Below are 16,315 nucleotides of genomic sequence, written 5' to 3'. Positions count from 1 at the left end.
GCATGAATGCAGCGTGAACGACCGCTGCAGGGTCCTGGCGGTGGCCGCAAACCCGCCGCCGGCAAGGGCTGGTCTTCAGGCCCATCCCATGTGAAGGCCCGGGGCAGACAGCACCTTCCCGACGGCACCGCTGACCCGTCCGGAGTCATCCTATTGCGTTCCCCTGCGGCCCTGGTGTCAGATGCGAGGGGAGCGGCCGTGCCGGTGTGCCGGCGCCTGAAGCGCCCGCAGGCGACAGCGCCGGGGCAAGGCGCCCTGTACGCTCCCCCGAAGCGCTCCCAGCCCCCATGTCCTCCATAGCACCCCCTTCTCTTTCCTCCACCCGCGCCGCCTGGTGGATGCTCGCGGCGCTGACCTCCGGCTTCGCGCTGAGCCAGGCCTACCGCACCGTCGCCGCCCTCATGGCCATCAGCCTGCAGGCCGAGTTCGGCCTGACGCCGCAGGCGCTGGGCGTCTTCGCCGGGGCTTTCCACTTCGCGTTCGGGGCGATGCAGTTGTTCATGGGCATCGGCATCGATCTCTATGGCGTGCGGCGCACGGTGCTGTCGGCCTTTCCCGTGGCCATCGCCGGCGCGGTGCTCTCCGCACTGGCCCCCAGCTACGCGGCCCTGCTGTGCGGGCAGGTGCTGATCGGCGTGGGCTGCGCGCCGGCGTTCCTGGTGTGCACGGTGTTCATCGCGCGGCAGTTCGCGGCATCACGTTTCGCAGCGGTGTCGGGTGCGTCGATGGCGATGGGCACGCTGGGCATGCTGTTCACCGGCACGCCGCTCGCCTGGCTGGTGGAGCACCTGTCCTGGCGCGCGGGGTTCGCCGTCCTCGGCGGACTGTCGGCGCTGGCCTGGCTGTGGATCTGCGTGGCCGTGCGGGAGCCGGCCGCCCCGGGCAGCGGCGCAGGCGGCGCCCCTGCACAGCGCGAGTCGCTGCGTGAAGCCGTCGGCCGCTTCGCCGCCCTGTTCACGCTGCCGCACACCTGGGGCATCGTGGCGCTGGGCAGCGTGACCTACGCGGCCTTCATCTCGCTGCGGGGCCTGTGGCTGGGGCCGCTGCTGATCGAGCGCCACGGGTTCTCGCTGGTGGAAAGCGGCCACGTGGCGCTGGTGGTCTCGGTGGTCTCGCTGTGCGGCCCGCTACTCTTTGGCCGGCTCGACCCGGGGCCCGGAACGCGGCGCCGCTGGATCATGGGCTGCACCTTGACCGTGGCCGCGCTGTTCGTCGCATTCGCCTTCGCGCAGCACACCTGGGTGGATGTGGGCGGCGCGCTGCTGGTCGGGCTGCTGTCGGGCTACATCATCCTGCAGTACGCCGATGTGCGGGCGGCCTACCCTGCGGCGCTCACCGGCCGGGCCATGGCGGTGTTCACCATGGCGATGTTCCTGGGCGTGGCGGCGATGCAGTGGCTGACGGGCTGGATCGCCACGTGGGCCACCGCGCGGGGCATCGACCCGTTCCTGGCCGTGATGGGTGGGATCGCCGCCTTGTTGGCAGGGGGCATGGTCGCGTTCCGCACACTGCCGGCACCACCGGGCGAGCCCACCAAGGGCTGAGGCCGCCGGCCCAGCGGCGGCAGCCCGTGCCGCCGCCATGAAAGCCAAAAGACTCTGCAGCGCCCGCCCATCCAGCGCAAGCAGCTATACAAAGAGTAGCAAACTACAGCCGACTGGCGCTGGATCCATCGCCCCGGTACAGCCACGGCACGTCGAGCAGGCGCTCGCCCAGCAGGCGCAGCGCCGTGTCGCGGCCCCAGCGCACCACGCCGGTGGCGTGGAAGATGCGGCCGTTGCGGCGGGAGCGCTCCTGCACGCGGGCATTGCGCTGCCAGCGGTTGAGCGCGTAGCGGCGCAGGCGCAGCGGCACCTCCAGATCGTGCATGGACAGCGCCCGCTGCAGCTCGGCGGCGTCCTCGATCGCCATGCCGGCGCCCTGCGCCAGGTAGGGGCGCATGGGATGGGCCGCGTCGCCCAGCAGTGCCACCAGGCCCTGGGCCATCTCCTGCGGCCCTTGCACCGGAGGCCGGTCGGACAGCGGCCACAACCGCCAGCCACTGCCGACCTGCGGCACGGCATGCACCAGGTCGCGCAGGGCGGTGCAGGTGCCTGCCAGAGCGGCATCCAGGTCAGTCGCGTTGGCGGCATGGTCCCAGCCGTCCAGGTCGGCCGGCGCGGCGCCGTGGCGGATAGCGACGATGTTCATCAGCTCGCCGCGACGCAGCGGGTACTGCACCACGTGCAGGCGCGGTCCCAGCCAGGCGGTGACGTGGCCGGTGCGCAGCACCTGCGGCAGCGTGTCCTGCCGCACCACAGCGCGGTAGGCCAGGTGGCCGGACACGCGCGTGGCCGTCTCGCCCAGCAGGCGCGCGCGGGTGCCGCTGCGCAGGCCATCCGCACCGACGAGCGCATCGCCTTCGACCACGCGGCCGCCGGGCAGCTGCAGCGTCACGGCGTCGCCCTGCTCGGTGTGCCCTTCAATGGCTTCGCCCAGGTTCAGGTGCACGTCGCCCTCGGCCTGCACCGCCTCCAGCAGCAGCCCGTGCAGGTCCGCGCGGTGGATGGTGGCGTAGGCCGCGCCGTAGCGCTCGATGGCCGTAGCGCCCAGGCGCAGGGTGGCCAGCTCGGCGCCGGACAGCGCGCTGCGCACCTGCAGCCGGTCCGGGAAGGCCGCCACAGCGTGTAGCGCGCCCTGCAGACCCCAGGCCTGCAGGCGCCGCACGACGTTGGGCCCGATCTGCACGCCGGCCCCCACCTCGCTGAACTGCGGTGCGCGCTCGAACAGCCGCACTTCCCAACCCGCGCGCGATGCGCCCAGGGCTGCCGCCAACCCGCCGATACCGCCACCGGCAATCAATATCTGTTTCTGCATGGGCCCGATTGTGCGTGCGCGGCCGGTTGCCAGGGGCGCGCTGGATCAAGGGGCGGCCCCGAACCCAATGCTATTAAAAATATAGCTTCATGCGTTCTTCTGGCAAGGGCGGACGGCCATTTTTGCTTCAACCCTCAAGGCGCAATGCGGCCCCGCGCCGCATCGGCCCTCGCTCACGCCGCAGGCCGCAGCGCGCGCTCCAGCAGACCCGCCGCTGCGGGCCGGCCGAACAGATGGCCCTGGAAGACATGGCAGCCGTGCCGCTGCAGGAAGTCGAACTGCCCGGTCGTCTCGACGCCCTCGGCCACCACTTCCAGATCCAGGCTCTGCGCCAGGGCCAGGATGGTGCGCACGATGGCGGCGTCGTTCGGGTCGGTGAGCACGTCGCGCACAAAGCTGCGGTCGATCTTGAGCTGGTCGAGCGGCAGTCGCTTGAGGTAGCTCAGGGACGAATAGCCCGTGCCGAAGTCGTCCAGCGCAAAGCCCACGCCGTGTGCGCGCAGCAGATCCATCTTGGCGATGGCCTCCTCCGCGTCGCTCAGCAGCAGGCTCTCGGTCAGCTCGATCTTCAGCTGCCGGGCACGGGCGCCGCTGCCGCGCAGCACATGCAGCACATGGTCCGCGAAGTCGCCTTGCCTGAACTGGCGCACGCTCACGTTGACCGACAGCACCAGGTGGCGCGTGGCCATGCTGCGGGACCAGGTCACCAGCTGCGCACAGGCCTGCTCCATCACCCACCGCCCGAGCGGCAGGATCAGGCCGCTCTGCTCGGCCAGCGGGATGAACTCTGCCGGCGGCACCATGCCGCGCTGCGGATGCTGCCAGCGCAGCAGCGCCTCGGCCCCCACCATGCGGCCTGCGCCGTCCACGATGGGCTGGTAATGCAGCTGCAGCTCACCCGCCTGCAGGCCCTGGCGCAACTGCGCTTCCAGGACCGAGCGGGCGCGCGCGGCCTCCTGCATGCGGGGGTCGAAAAAGCGCACCGTATTGCGTCCGGCCGCCTTGGCCTGGTACATGGCCAGGTCTGCGTGCTGCAGCAGGTCGTCCACGCTGTAGGGCTGGTCGCCGAACAGGGCGATGCCGATGCTGGGCGTGCTGTGGTGGCTGAAGCCTTCCAGCGCATACGGCTGGCAAAGCGATTCGATGACGCGGCGCGCCAGCTGGGCCGCAGCCTGGCGCGCGCCCAGCCGCTCGGGGGGCAGCCGCTCGGACAGCACCACGAACTCGTCCCCGCCGAAGCGCGCCACGGTGTCGCCCTCCCCCACGCAGTGCTGCAGGCGCTGCGCCACCTGCAGCAACAGACGGTCGCCGGTGTGGTGGCCCTGCGTGTCGTTCAGGTCCTTGAAGTTGTCCAGGTCGATGAAGAGCAGCGCGGCGTGTTCGCCGCTGCGCAGCGTGGCGGCGCGCGCCCGCTCCAGCCGCTCGGTGAGCATGCGGCGGTTGGGCAGGCGGGTGAGCGCGTCGAAGTAGGCCAGGCGGGTGATCTGGGCCTGCACGCGCTTGCGCTCCGAAATGTCGCGCCCCACGCCGCGGTAGCCGCGGAAGGTGCCGTCGGGGTCGACGATGGGCACGCCGCTCATGGAGGTCCAGTAGCTGGTGCCGTCGGCCTGCAGCCGCTGCAACTCCAGGTCGCGGAAGGGCAGGCGGGCGTCGAGCACGGCCCGGTGCGCGGCCCAGTCCTCTTCGGACATGTTGGGCGCCGGAACATCCCAGCGCGCGCGCCCCACGTAATCGTCCAGGCGCAGGGCCTGGCGCATCTCGTCGCCCGAGAAGTGCGTAAAGCGGTACTGCGCATCCTGCTCCCAGTACCAGTCAGACGACAGGTCGCTCAGGCTGCGAAAGCGCGCCTCGCTCACCCGCAGCTCGCCCTCCACCCGCACGTAGTCGCTCACGTCCGCGAAGGTGCGCACCATGCCGCCGCCCACCAGGGACGTGGTGCGGATCTCCAGGGTGCGGCCGTCGTGCGTCTTGCGCCAGTACAGCGAAGGGACCGGCGCGTTGGCCCCGCCTCGGGTGTATTCGCGGCCCCGGTCGTCCACCAGGGTGCAGTCCGGGCCGAAGTCGCCGCGCTCGATCTGAACGCGGGTGATGTCCTGCAGCGTGGGGCGCGTGGACATCAGCGACTCCGGCAGCCGCAGCAGTTCCAGAACGCGCTGGTTGTAGACGTTCACGCCGCCGTCCGGCCCGGTCTGCAGGATGCCGTGGCTCATGCTGCCCAGCGCCGACAGCAGCTGCGCACGGTGCAGTTGCAGGTGCACCAGCGCGCTGGGCTCGGTGTCAGCGACCGGGGCGCGCACGCTGCCGCGCACCAACGCCAGCAGCCGCGCCACCAGGTCGGGCAGGTGGGCGGCCCCATCGCGCAGAACATAGTCTCCCCGGGCCGCGCGCAGCCATCGCGCCGCCAAGCCCTCCTGCGGGCCGTGCAGGCACAGCATCAGCGGCCAGGGAGCCTGCTCGCGCGTCCACGACGGCAGCTGCACCTCGCCGACCCCGAGGCAGAGCACGACCGCGTCCCAGTCCTGCGCGGGCGCCAGACGGAACCCGGGCGCTGAAATGGGTACCACCAGCCAGTGCGGACGCACCTCTCGCAGCGCGTCCTGCGCGCGGCGGGCGTGGTCGGCATCGGCGTCGATCCAGGCGATGCGCACGCTCATCCCAGGCCCGGAGCGACGGTGTCCGTCATCGGCAGCTGCTCGCGCTCGAACTGCTGCGCGGTGGAAGGACGGCCGAAGAGGTAGCCCTGGAAACCATCACAGCCGTGCAGCTTGAGGAACGACAGTTGTCCCATCGTCTCCACGCCTTCGGCCACGACCTGCAGGTCCAGGCTCTTGGCCAACGCCAGGATGGTGCGCACGATGGCGGCGTCGTTGGGATCGGACAGCACGTCGCGCACGAAGCTCTGGTCGATCTTGATCTGGTCCAGCGGCAGCCGCTTGAGGTAGCTGAGCGACGAGTAGCCGGTGCCGAAGTCATCCAGCGAGAAACCCACGCCCTCCTTCTTGAGCAGCGCCATGCGGGCGATCGTGTCCTCGATGTCACCCAGCAGCATGCTTTCGGTGAGCTCGAGCTTGAGCAGGCTGGACCGGGCGCCCGTCTCCGCCAGTATCTCCAGCACCTCGGACACGAAGGCCGGCTGGCGGAACTGGCGCGCGCTCACGTTCACGGAAATGCTCAGATGCTGCGTGTCCGCATGGCCACCCCAGCGCACCAGCTGCTCGCAGGCGGTGCGCAGCACGAAGCGGCCCAGCGGCAGGATCAACGCCGTCTGCTCCGCCACCGGAATGAACTCGGCCGGACTCACCATGCCGCGCACGGGGTGCTTCCAGCGCACCAGCGCCTCGGCGCCGCACAGGCGGGTGCGCTCGTCCACCACGGGCTGGTAGTGCACACTGAACTCGCCGCGGGCCAGGCCCTGGCGCAGATCGGCTTCCAGCTGGGAGCGGGCATTGACCTGGGCCTGCATGTCGGGGTCGAAGAACCGCTGCGTGTTGCGCCCCGCCGCCTTGGCCTGGTACATGGCCAGGTCGGCGCGCTTGAGGAGTTCGTCGACGCTGCAGCGCTGGTCGCCGAACAGCGTGATGCCGATGCTCGGCGTGCTGTAGTGCGGCGGCGCCGTCCCCAGCCGGAAGGGCTGGTTGAGCTGGGCCAGCAGCTTCTCCGCCACATGCTCGGCCTGGTTGGCTGCCTCGTTGATCTCGGCGCTCAGGTTCTCCAGCATGACGACGAACTCGTCGCCGCCGAAGCGGGCCACCGTATCGGTCTCGCGCACGCAGTCGACCAGCCGCGCCGCGACCTGGGCCAGCAGCTGGTCGCCCATGTCGTGGCCCAGCGTGTCGTTCAGGTCCTTGAAGTTGTCCAGGTCGATGAACAGCAGCGCGCCCAGGTGCCGGCTGCGCTGGCAGGCCGTGGCGGCGCGCTGCAGCCGGTCCAGCAACAGGCGGCGGTTGGGCAGGCCGGTCAGGGCGTCGTAGAACGCCAGGCGTTCGATCTCCTGCTCGGCCTTCTTGCGGTCGGTGATGTCACGGCACACGCCCAGCACGCCCACGACCCGGCCGTGCAGATCGCGGATGGGGGTTTTGATGGTCTCGAAGCGGCCCACATAGCCGTCCTCGGCAAAGGTCAGCGTTTCCTCATACACCAAGGGCTGCCAGGCCTCCATCGCCCGCTGGTCGAGGCCGCGCACGCGCTCGGCCTCGGCCGGGGGCACCAGATCGCTGTCGCTCAGGCCGACGATGTCGCCCTCGCTGCGCCCGGCATAGCGTTCGAACGCCGGATTGCACGACAGGTAGCGGCCATCGACATCCTTGAGGAAGACCATGTCGGGAATGGCGCTCACCAGGCTGGCCAGCTGCGTGCGCTGCTGGATCAGCTCCTGCGCCATGCGCCGCTGGTCCGTCAGGTCGTAGGCGAAGAGCACCACGGCGTTGACGCGGCCATCCGGTTCCATCTCGGGCACCAGCGTGGTGTGCCGGAAGTGCGTGCCATCCTCGTAGTCGATGCGGTTCTCAAAGGTCACGGTCTGGCCGGCAAACGCCTGCTCCAGATGGGGCCGGACCTGCGCCATGCGGTCCTGCGGCAGCACCTCGGGCAGGAGCTGACCTTCCAAAGCCGACACGGTGCAGTGCAGCCATTCGGCCTGCAGCGGGTTGACGTACAGGATGCGCAGGTCGCGGCCCAGCCGCGTCACGCCGCCGGGCAGATGCTGCAGCAGGCCGGCCAGCTGCATGTCCTTCGCACGGCTCAGGCGCTCGGCCTCGCGTTGCTCGGTCACGTCCGTCAGCACGCCGTCCCAGATCACCCGGCCCTCCTCCAGCGCCCGGGGCGAGGCGCTCATGCGCATCCAGCGCAACTGGCCGTCGGGGCGGCGCATGCGCACCACGCTGTCGCTCACGCCCATGGTGCGGTAGGACTGCTCTTCGGCCAGCGCGTTGATCCCGCGGTCCTCCGGCAGGATCTGCTGGTACAGCACCGCAGCGTCACGGACCACCTCCTGCGCCTGCACGCCGTTGAGGCGGGCGATCGCATCGCCCATGTGCACGAAGTGGCGGCGCCCATCGCGCTCGCGCACCAGCTGGTAGAGCACGCTGCCGGGCAGGTTGCGGCCCAGCAGCTGCAGGCGCGTCTCGCTCTCGCGTAGCTGGGCCTCTGCCTGCCGCGCGCGCGCATACGGGGTGCGGATGCCCGCCACGAAGACTGCCTGGAACAGCAAGGCGTAGCCCAGCACGCGCAGCGCGTGCACGGCGGTGTCTGCGGCAAGAGGGAAGTCACCCCGCGCGAGCGACCCGGCCTCGGCCACGGCCAGCGCCAGGGCGGCCCAGGCCACCAGGTGCTCACGCCCCGTGCGGTGCTCGGGACCGCGCCGTGACAGGAGCGCGGCAGCCAGCGCGAAAGCGGCGGCGCACAGCACAGAAACAGCGGCCAGATGGTCCGGCCGGCGCGCCAGCGCCATCCAGCCGGGCAGCGGGCCCGCGCCGGACCACACCAGGGCCAGCGACATGGCGGCGGCCCCGGCGGCCCAGGCCCGGCCGGGGCCCGGCGCCGTGACCCGCAGCGAGAAGGCCAGCAGGGTGAGCGATTCCACCACCCGGGCCAGCATGCTGAAGTACAGCGCGACGTCGGCCCGCGCACCGGAACCCGGGATGTCCACCCGGTGCTGCAGCAGGGTGTGCAGGAAGTTGCAGACGGCCGCCGTCGCCAATCCGAACACAAGGGTGTTGGCGCGCTCCTGCACCGTGTCATCGAGCATGTGCAGCGACACAGCGACGCCCAGCAGACCGATGAGCACGATCACCAGATCGAGAAAAGGCTCCAGCCCGTAGAGCCCCTGGCGGCCCCCGCCGAGCAGCTGCACCATGGGCACCAGCAGCAGGGCCAGCACGGCCACCACCAGGACCACCGTCACGGCAGGGGCGTCGGACAGCAACGCGCGCGTCACGGGATGCAGCGGCGTGACGGGCTTCATGGTTGGGAGCGGGGCGTCGCGGCGGGCATCACCGGACAAGTGTAGCCAGCTCCGCCCTTGCGACGGGCCCTGCCCCGACCCCGGCCGGCCGGCAGTGGCGGGCTCACCACAGGCCGCCGGGCTCAGCCCGGCTCCTGTGGCGCTCCCGCGGCCTTGCTCAGGCCGTCAGCAACTGGCGCAGCACATAGGGCAGGATGCCTCCTGCGCGGTAGTAGTCCACCTCGATCGGGGTATCGATGCGCAGCGTGACCACCACCTCGCGCACGCTCCCATCGGCGCTGCGGATGACCAGCTTGGCGTCGCTCTGGGGCGTGAGGTCGGGGTGCGGCACCACGTCGATCACCTCATCGCCCTTCAGGCCCAGCGACTCCCACGAGTCGTCGCCGCGGAACTGCAGCGGCAGCACGCCCATGCCCACCAGGTTGGAGCGGTGGATGCGCTCGAAGCTGCGTGCCACCACCGCCTTGATGCCCAGGAGCTGCGTGCCCTTGGCCGCCCAGTCCCGGCTGGAGCCGGTGCCGTACTCCTCTCCCGCGAAGATCACGGTGGGCGTCTCGTCGGCGATGTAGTGCATCGCCGCATCGAAGATGTACATCTTCGAGCCCTTGAGCGGCCCGTCGTTCTGGAACAGCGTGACGCCGCCCTCCTCGCGCGAACCATCGCTCTGGGGCGGGATCATGAGGTTCTTGATGCGCACGTTGGCGAAGGTGCCGCGCATCATCACGTCGTGGTTGCCGCGCCGCGCGCCGTAGCTGTTGAAATCCGGCTTCATCACACCGTGCTGCAGCAGCCACTGCCCGGCGGGCGACGTTTCCTTGATCGAGCCGGCCGGCGAGATGTGGTCGGTGGTGATGGAGTCCCCGAACAGCGCCATGATGCGCGCGCCGCGCACGGATTCCGAACGTTTTTGCCCCCCAGCGCTTGCCTGGCCTGCGCTGTCAGCTCCTGTTTCGAGAGCAAACTGGCTGAAGAATGGCGGCTCGGCAATGTAGGTGCTTGCAGGCCAGGTGTAGACGTTGCCCGTCACGCCCTGGATCTTGCCCCACAGCGCACCGGGGTCGGTCTTGACCTTGGCGTAGTTGGCCTTGAACGCCTTGCCGTTCATGGCGAACTTCATCAGCTGGTAGATCTCCTCGCTGCTGGGCCAGATATCGCCCAGGTACACCTCCTTGCCGCCCTTGCCCCGGCCCACTGGCTCGGTCATCAGGTCGCGCAGCACCGTGCCGGCGATGGCGTAGGCCACCACGAGCGGCGGGCTGGCCAGGAAGTTGGCCTTGATGTTGGGATGGATGCGCGCCTCGAAGTTGCGGTTGCCCGACAGCACCGCCGCACACACCAGATCGTTCCCGGTGATGGCCTCGTTGAGTTCGGGCGCCAGGTCACCCGCGTTGCCGATGCAGGTCGTGCAGCCGTAGCCGGCCAGCGCGAAACCCAGCTTTTCCAGATAGGGCAGCAAGCCAGTCTGCGTCAGGTACTCCGTCACGATGCGCGAACCCGGGGCCAGCGAGGTCTTGATGTGCGGCTGCACCTTGAGCCCCGCCTCCACGGCCTTCTTGGCCAGCAGGCCGGCCGCCAGCAGCACGCTCGGGTTGGACGTGTTGGTACAGCTGGTGATGGCCGCGATCAGCACATCGCCGTTGCCGATCGAGGGGTCAGACCCGCGTGCCGGCAGGCGGATGGCCGCGTCGGCATGCTTGACCGCGAGCTTGGGCTTGTTCTGTTCCATCTCCACCAGAAAGCGGGGGCCGCCCTCGGGCGCCGGCTTCTCGGCCGGCACGCCTTCGGCACACTCCGCGTTCTTGCGATGGATGTGGTGCCGGGTGTGCAACAGCTCGGCCGGGCGGTTGAAGCCGTTCTGCGACGCCGGCTGGCTGAACAGCGAAACGAACTGGCTGGCCACATGGCCCAGCTCGATGCGGTCCTGCGGCCGCTTGGGGCCGGCCAGACTGGGGGTCACATCCCCCAGGTCCAGGCGCACGACCTGGGAATAGTCCACCTCGCCGGCCAGCGGCACGCCGAACAGGCCCTGTGCCTTGAAGTAGGCCTCGAACGCCTCGATCTCGGCGCGCGAGCGCCCCGTGCCCTTGAAGTAATCGATGGTCTTCTCGTCCACCGGGAAGAAACCCATGGTCGCGCCATACTCCGGCGCCATGTTGCCGATGGTGGCCCGGTCAGGCAGCGACAGCGTGCGCGTGCCTTCACCGAAGAACTCCACGAACTTGCCGACCACCTTGTGGCGGCGCAGGATCTCCGTGACGGTGAGCACCAGATCGGTGGCCGTCACGCCCTCGCGCAGTTGCCCCGTCAGTTCGAAACCCACCACATCGGGCGTGAGGAAGTACACCGGCTGGCCCAGCATGGCCGCCTCGGCCTCGATGCCACCCACGCCCCAGCCGACCACGCCGATGCCGTTGATCATCGTCGTGTGGCTGTCGGTGCCCACCAGCGTATCGGGGTAGTACACACCGTCCCGGGTGTTGTGCACACCGCGCGCCAGGTACTCCAGATTCACCTGGTGCACGATGCCGAAGCCCGGCGGCACCACGCCGAAGGTATCGAACGCCTGCATGCCCCACTTCATGAATTCGTAGCGCTCGCGGTTGCGCTGGAACTCCAGCTTCATGTTCAAGTCGAGCGCCTTCTTGGTGCCGTAGTGATCCACCATGATGGAATGGTCCACCACCAGGTCCACCGGCACCAGCGGCTCGATCTTCTTGGGGTTCTTGCCCAGCTTTTGGGCCACGCTGCGCATTGCGGCCAGGTCCGCGAGCAACGGCACGCCCGTGAAATCCTGCAGCACCACCCGAGACACCACGAAGGGAATCTCATCCGTGCGCGCTGCGTTGGGCGCCCAGTGGGCCAGTTGCTCCACGTGCTCCGGTGTCACCTTGCGCCCATCGCAGTTGCGCAGCACCGATTCCAGCACGATACGAATCGACACCGGCAAACGGCGGACCGATGGGTATTGCTCACTGAGCGCCGGCAATGAATAGAAACTGCCTCTTTTGCCGGACGTGGTGCTGAAAGACTTCAGGGTCGATGCAAAAGCGTGGCGCGGTGTTTTTGTGGATGCCATGGACTACTCCTGTATGGGACGACACATTCCATTCTGGCACCCTCAGGTGACGACGCAATTGTGGGGATATCCCGTTGAATCGCCGGCGGCGTTACCCAAAGGCTGGAGCGTGGCAGTGGAGTTGGGCAGGGTCGCTGAAACAGCGGGAAAAAATGGCCCAAGTCCGTCGATGAAGAAACTTCTAGACGTACTACGACGCAGCGTCGTGTCCGACATTTTGGCCTGCGAATCTGGCCAGCATCCGCCCTAATTTCGCCAACCGGAATTACGTCGTCCGCACCGATCCCGCAGCACGCTCACCGGGATGGCTCGCGGTTCATTAACGGCTGTTCGGTGAATATTCATGAACATAAAAAAAGCCGCCCTAAAGGCGGCTTTTTGGAATCACTAGCTGATCGGTATCGGATTAACGGAAGTGAATCCTTCGCCGTCAGATCGCGAACTGCTCGCGGTCCGCGTTCTGGATCCATTTCGGCGCCTTGCCGCGGCCCGTCCAGGTCTGGCCGGTTTCCGGATTGCGGTACTTCGGTGCCACCTTGGCGCCGCCGCCCGAGGAGGCGCGCGTAGAAGCCGAACGGCCCGAAGGGAAAATATCCTGCTGGCTCAAGCCATATTCGGAGATCAGAGCACGCACTTGCGCAACTGCGTCCGACAGTTCGCGACGGCGCGCTTCGTTGATTTGCTGCTCGAGGGCTTCACGCTGCTTCAATAGGTCTTTGTAGCTGGTGCTCATGGTCGGCTATTTCAGTAGAAAAGAATAATCGGGATTATAGAAATAAATCCGGTCACCGTGCACGACCATACCGAATGAACCCCCGTGCGATACCGCGAAATGCGAATTCGCTTCGCCGCGCAGCTTCCGCGCCGCTCTCTCGCTAGCCGCAAACAAACGCCCACGGCGTACTCGCGAATAAAAAGACGGGTTTATCCGCCGTGTAAGACACCGGCTGCTGTGAACGACAATCCACGTTTCGGCTCCACGACCACCGTTACTACATGGCCATCTATTGCGTCGGCGACATTCAGGGCTGCGATTCGGCATTCGCGCGACTTCTGGAAACCATAGGGTTTTCCCCTAGTCGCGACATCGTTTATCTGCTGGGCGACCTTGTAAACCGAGGCCCGGAATCGGCCGCCGTGCTGCGGCGCTGTATGCGCTTAGGCGACAGCGCCCGGGCCTTGCTGGGCAACCATGACCTGCATCTGATGGCGGCCGCCTACGGCGTACGGCAGCCTTCACGCCGGGACACACTGCGCGACATTCTCGAAGCACCCGACCGGGCGGCACTGCTCGCCTGGATCGCTCAGCAGCCGTTGGCCCGGCAGCGGGACCATGCAGGCGAGACGCTGCTCATGGTCCATGCCGGAGTGCTGCCCCAATGGAGCGCTGCCGACACTCTCGCCTATGCAGACGAGGTGCACGCGGTGCTGCGCAGCCCCGAGTTGCCGCAGTTTCTGCAACAGATGTATGGCAACACCCCCGCACGCTGGAGCGACGCGCTGGAGGGAGCCGACCGGCTCCGCGCCATCGTGAACGGGCTCACGCGCCTGCGCTTCTGCACACCCGTCGGCGCCATGGACTTCGAGAGTTCGGAAAGCGCCGCCGCGGCGCCCCCAGGGCTGGTACCCTGGTTCGACGCACCGGGACGCCGTACGCGCGATGTGGTGGTCGCCTTCGGCCACTGGTCAACCCTGGGCTGGATGAGCCGCGCGGACGTCCTGGGGCTGGATACCGGATGCGTGTGGGGCGGCTGCCTGAGCGCCGTGCGCTTTGGCGCCACTCTGGCGGACCGCGAGCATCTCACAGTGAAGTGCGAGCAGGCCCAGGCGCCTGGCTGACGCGCGCCGGGTGCCGTGCACGCGGCATCAGCACGGCCCGCTATGAATGAGCGGCCCAGCGGGGCCGTCTTGGTGGTCAGGAACCCTGCGAGGGCTCGGCCGCCCCGGGCTTGAACAGGGCCGCCACCTTGCGCTTGCTCTTGATATTGGCCGAGATGCCGGAGCGCACGGGCTGGGCCTTGGCGCCCGCATCCCACGACGGGGCAGCAACAGCTCCTGCCTCCGCAGGCTCGTAAGGCCTGTCGAAGAACGGGTCCCGCGCAGGCGCCGGCGCGCGATAGCCGCGCGAAGGTTCGCGGCGCTCGCGCGGTGCAGAGGCCGCCGCGCCTTCATCTTCTTCACGCCAGGCCCGACGCCCGTCGTTGAAACGGCCGCGGGGGCGCTCCGCCTCGAACTCCAGCGCTTCCAGATCGATCTTCTTCTTGATGAGCTTTTCGATGTCGCCCACCAGGCGCGCATCGCTGCCGGACACCAGCGTCACCGCCAGGCCCGATGCGCCTGCGCGCCCCGTGCGGCCGATGCGGTGGACGTAGTCCTCCGCATTGAACGGCACGTCGAAGTTGAACACGGCAGGCACGTCCTTGATGTCCAGGCCACGGGCAGCCACGTCGGTACACACCAGCAGATCGACCTCGCCCTTCTTGAAGGCGTCCAGCGCCTTCAGCCGCTCGTCCTGGCTCTTGTCGCCGTGCAGAGCCGCGGTCTTCAGGCCTTCGCGCTCCAGCGCGCGCGCCAGCCGTGCACAGCCCAGCTTGCTGTTGACGAAGATGAAGGCCTGTTTGATTCCGCGGTCCTTCAGCACCTTGTGGACGGCGCGGCGCTTGTCGTCGTCCGACGCAGAGTAGAAGCGCTGCTCCACCGTGGAGGCCGTCTCGTTCGGACGCGCCACCTCAATGGTGATCGGGTCTTGCAGGTAGCTGCTGGCCAGACGCTTGATCTCGGGAGAGAACGTGGCCGAGAACAGCAGCGTGGTGCGCTGCTTGGGCAGGTACGACAGGATGCGCTGCAGGTCGGGCAGGAAGCCGATGTCCAGCATGCGGTCGGCCTCGTCGAGCACCACATACTCGACCTGGTTCAGCACCGCGTTCTTGGCTTCGATGTGGTCCAGCAGCCGGCCGGGCGTGGCCACAAGCACTTCGACGCCCTTCTTGAGCTCGATCGTCTGTGGCTTCATGTCCATGCCGCCGAAGACCACCGTGCTGCGCAGCTTGGTGTGCTTGGCGTACAGGGCGATCTGCTGGGCGACCTGGTCCGCCAATTCGCGCGTGGGCAGCAGCACCAGGGCGCGCACGGGATGGCGGGCAGGCGAGGTGGAGCTGTTCTCGTGCTTGAGCAGGCGCTGGAGCAGCGGCAGCGAGAATGCCGCAGTCTTGCCGGTGCCCGTTTGCGCGGCGCCCATCACGTCCTTGCCCGTGAGCACCACGGGAATGGCCTGGGCCTGGATGGGGGTCATCGACTCGTAGCCCATTTCGGCCACGGCGCGCGCCAGCGGTTCCGCCAGCGATAGATTGGAGAAGGAACTTGTCATTTGAGCCCGCTATTGTCGCACCAGGGGCGCAAAGAGCGATTTTTTTCCCATACACCCGGGATGGCGCCACCGATGCCTGTCGTGCGCCCGCCCCAATTGCTACACATTCAATAGCATTAAGTGCTTACCAGACAAGAGCCCGCGGCCAATTTCCCTTTAACTTGGCAATCCGCAGCCTTACAGCGCACGGGCAGAGAACGTATCGCAGGCCTTGACGCTTCCCTGGTCCAACCCGGTGCGGAACCAGCGCTGACGCTGCGCACTGGTGCCATGGGTGAAGCTGTCCGGCACAACGGCGCCGCCGCCAGCACGCTGGAGCGCGTCGTCGCCGATCTTGGCTGCGGCGTTCATGGCCTCTTCGACGTCGCCCTGCTCCAGGATTTGCCGAGCCTGCTGCGCGTGGTGGGCCCACACCCCGGCGAGGCAGTCCGCCTGCAACTCCAGTTTGACCGACAGGCGGTTGTATTCCGCGCTGCTGACCCGGCCACGCGCCTGCTCCACCTGTTCGCTGATGCCCAGCAGATGCTGCACATGGTGTCCCACCTCATGCGCGATCACATAAGCCTGCGCGAAATCGCCTGGCGCGCCCAGCTGGTTCTTCAAGGTCTCGTAGAAGCTCAGGTCGATGTACACCTTCTGGTCGGCCGGGCAGTAGAAAGGACCCATGGCCGCTTGGCCTGTCCCACAGGCGGTGCGGGTGGCGTCGCGGAAAAGCACCAGGTGCGGATCGCGGTACTGGCTGCCAGCGCTCCGGAAGAGCGTGCCCCACACATCCTCTGTGTCCGCCAACACCGTCCGCACGAAGCGGGCCATCGTGTCGTCGCTCGCAGAGCGCTGCGCCGGCGCCTGCTGCTGCACGGCGACCGGCCCGCCACCACCGCTGAGAACCCCCAGCAATGTCAGCGGGTTGATGCCGAAGATCCAGCCCGCGACCAGTGCGATGACGATAGTGCCGATGCTGAGGTTGCGCCCACCGAACACGGGCGAGCCACCCATGCCACGCCGGTCCTCCACATTGTCGGATTCGCGGTTGCCTTCCCACTTCATGATGCGT

The 16,315-nt window shown here is 68.2% G+C and carries 10 protein-coding genes; 3 read left to right on the top strand and 7 right to left on the bottom strand.

The annotated features are described in order from the left end of the window. Nucleotides 1–287: 287 nt before the first annotated feature. Nucleotides 288–1,544, top strand: a complete 1,257-nt coding sequence (locus QE399_RS12255) for an MFS transporter (RefSeq protein WP_309829080.1) — start codon at nt 288–290, stop codon at nt 1,542–1,544. Between the two features lie 103 nt (nt 1,545–1,647). Here the strand turns inward: QE399_RS12255 and QE399_RS12250 are convergent, their stop codons facing one another. The 4 genes from QE399_RS12250 to QE399_RS12235 all read right to left on the bottom strand — a co-directional run bounded on the left by QE399_RS12250 (nt 1,648) and on the right by QE399_RS12235 (nt 11,894). Then, the gene (locus QE399_RS12250) at nt 1,648–2,856 is read right to left on the bottom strand and encodes an FAD-dependent monooxygenase (RefSeq protein ID WP_309829079.1); all 1,209 of its coding nucleotides are present in this window, start codon (nt 2,854–2,856) and stop codon (nt 1,648–1,650) included. Between the two features lie 173 nt (nt 2,857–3,029). Beyond that, nucleotides 3,030–5,510, bottom strand: a complete 2,481-nt coding sequence (locus tag QE399_RS12245) for a putative bifunctional diguanylate cyclase/phosphodiesterase (protein ID WP_309829078.1) — start codon at nt 5,508–5,510, stop codon at nt 3,030–3,032. Beyond that, on the bottom strand, nt 5,507–8,818 hold the full coding sequence (locus tag QE399_RS12240) for a sensor domain-containing protein (RefSeq protein WP_309829077.1): 3,312 nt from the start codon (nt 8,816–8,818) through the stop codon (nt 5,507–5,509). Before QE399_RS12240 ends, QE399_RS12245 begins: the two co-directional genes overlap by 4 nt. 157 nt (nt 8,819–8,975) lie before the next feature. Beyond that, the gene (locus QE399_RS12235; RefSeq protein WP_309829076.1) at nt 8,976–11,894 is read right to left on the bottom strand and encodes an aconitate hydratase; all 2,919 of its coding nucleotides are present in this window, start codon (nt 11,892–11,894) and stop codon (nt 8,976–8,978) included. On the opposite strand from QE399_RS12235, the gene QE399_RS12230 reads away from it, so the two are divergent. Beyond that, on the top strand, nt 11,833–12,144 hold the full coding sequence (locus tag QE399_RS12230; RefSeq protein WP_309832230.1) for a hypothetical protein: 312 nt from the start codon (nt 11,833–11,835) through the stop codon (nt 12,142–12,144). The two genes, QE399_RS12235 and QE399_RS12230, sit on opposite strands and share 62 nt — an antisense overlap. A 180-nt stretch (nt 12,145–12,324) precedes the next feature. On the opposite strand, the gene QE399_RS12225 is transcribed toward QE399_RS12230, so the two are convergent. Next, nucleotides 12,325–12,627 carry an H-NS histone family protein gene (locus QE399_RS12225; protein WP_309829075.1) on the bottom strand — a complete coding sequence of 101 codons (303 nt, stop codon included), beginning with the start codon at nt 12,625–12,627 and terminating at the stop codon, nt 12,325–12,327. A 263-nt stretch (nt 12,628–12,890) separates the two neighbouring features. Between QE399_RS12225 and QE399_RS12220 the strand changes: the two genes are divergently transcribed. After that, nucleotides 12,891–13,733 (top strand): symmetrical bis(5'-nucleosyl)-tetraphosphatase, encoded by an 843-nt coding sequence (locus QE399_RS12220; protein WP_309829074.1) that lies wholly within the window; start codon nt 12,891–12,893, stop codon nt 13,731–13,733. Nucleotides 13,734–13,809: 76 nt separating this feature from the next. Here the strand turns inward: QE399_RS12220 and QE399_RS12215 are convergent, their stop codons facing one another. Further along, nucleotides 13,810–15,261 (bottom strand): DEAD/DEAH box helicase, encoded by a 1,452-nt coding sequence (locus QE399_RS12215; protein WP_309829073.1) that lies wholly within the window; start codon nt 15,259–15,261, stop codon nt 13,810–13,812. Nucleotides 15,262–15,438: 177 nt separating this feature from the next. Continuing rightward, a complete protein-coding gene (gene ypfJ / locus QE399_RS12210; RefSeq protein WP_309829072.1) occupies nt 15,439–16,308 on the bottom strand; it encodes a KPN_02809 family neutral zinc metallopeptidase in 870 nt (289 codons plus the stop codon). Nucleotides 16,309–16,315: the final 7 nt, after the last annotated feature.

The sequence above is a fragment of the Paracidovorax wautersii genome (genome assembly GCF_031453675.1).
Classification (GTDB): Bacteria; Pseudomonadota; Gammaproteobacteria; order Burkholderiales; family Burkholderiaceae_C; genus Paracidovorax.
The sequence above is the reverse complement of the archived record's forward strand: the minus strand, read 5'-3'. Positions and strand labels throughout refer to the sequence as shown.